The 1,179-nt window shown below is 53.2% G+C and carries 1 protein-coding gene; it reads left to right on the top strand.

What is annotated here, in order from left to right:
* Window positions 1-205 precede the first annotated feature (205 nt).
* Entirely contained in the window at window positions 206-1,168 is a 963-nt protein-coding gene (locus tag ACKUG4_RS28190; protein ID WP_064592530.1) for an IS110 family transposase, read from the top strand.
* The last annotated feature ends 11 nt before the right edge of the window (window positions 1,169-1,179 follow it).

The raw sequence follows: 1,179 nt of genomic DNA, 5'->3' as shown, positions 1-1,179 counted from the left end.
CGCTTGTATGTTTAGACTTGAAGGGGTGGGCGGGACTAAAAGCTCGATTCCGACTCTAGCCAGTACGGACCGTGGGAGACTTCTCGTCCCGCCCTTTCTACCTAAAGCGCCGATAAGGAATTCATCGGTAAAACCGACGATAGAGGCAAGCCAGCGCTACGGTAGACCCCGACAAGCTCTTAAACCCTAGCTCCGAGGATTCGTCATGACAATCCTTACCTCGCCAACGGTGATTGGTGTCGATGTGGCCAAAGCCGAAATCGTCGCTTATCGCGAAGATCTGAAAAACATTCAGGTCATCAACAACGACCGTACGTCTATAGGTCGTTGGCTGAAGACCCTGCCCGCACAAAGCTCGATTTCCCTGGAAGCCACTAATCTCTACCACCTGGATACGGCCGAACTGGCCCATGGTATGGGGCATCGGGTTTACGTCGTGGACCCTTACCGGGTGAGCCATTACCGCGAAAGCATCGGTCAGCGTGCAAAAACCGACCCTTGTGATGCACGTCTTCTGGCGCGTTATCTAACCAGTGAACAGCACCGGCTGCGGGTCTGGAGCCCACCACCACGGCACTACACGGTGTTGAAAAGTCTGCTTAACAAGCGTGCGCAGCTGATGAAGGCCCGAGTCAGTATCATGCTGAGCTGGTCAAACGAACCTCTCCTTGAAGATCTTTTGGCCCATGGGTTGGAGCATTTCAAACAGCTTGATCAGGCCATTCAGGAATTACTTCGCAAAGTCAGCCAAGAGGCCGGCATTAGCGAAAACATCAGACGCTGCAAAGCGATTGAAGGGATTGGTGAACTCACGGCAACGGGACTGGCAACTACGTACATGCGAGGTGAGTTCGCCAGCGCCGATGCGTTCATCGCCTTTCTGGGAATGGATTTGAAGGCAAAGGACTCAGGCAAGAAACACAGTCCTCGCCACTTGAGCAAAAAAGGTGACGGGGAATTACGGCGTCTTGCACACAATGCAGCTATGGCAGCTTGTCGGTCCCCTGTTTGGAAACCGTTCTATGAATCCTATCTGGCAAGAGGTCTAGCCAGAACCCAGGCCTTGGTCATCCTCGCCCGTAAGCTTTGCCGGGTGGCATTCGCCCTCATGAAAAATCAGAGCGAATACCAACCCAATTTAAGGTTGCAGGGTTCCCCTGCAACATAGAATCTCCCACA

This window comes from Candidatus Pseudomonas auctus, assembly GCF_048654275.1.
In the GTDB taxonomy this organism is placed as follows: Bacteria; Pseudomonadota; Gammaproteobacteria; order Pseudomonadales; family Pseudomonadaceae; genus Aquipseudomonas; species Aquipseudomonas pharyngis.
This window is presented reverse-complemented; position numbering and strand designations above follow the sequence as displayed.

What these genes read in the sequence shown, in the direction of transcription:
- ACKUG4_RS28190 (WP_064592530.1), top strand. Translation starts at nt 206, where the DNA reads ATGACAATCCTTACCTCGCCAACGGTGATTGGTGTCGATGTGGCCAAA.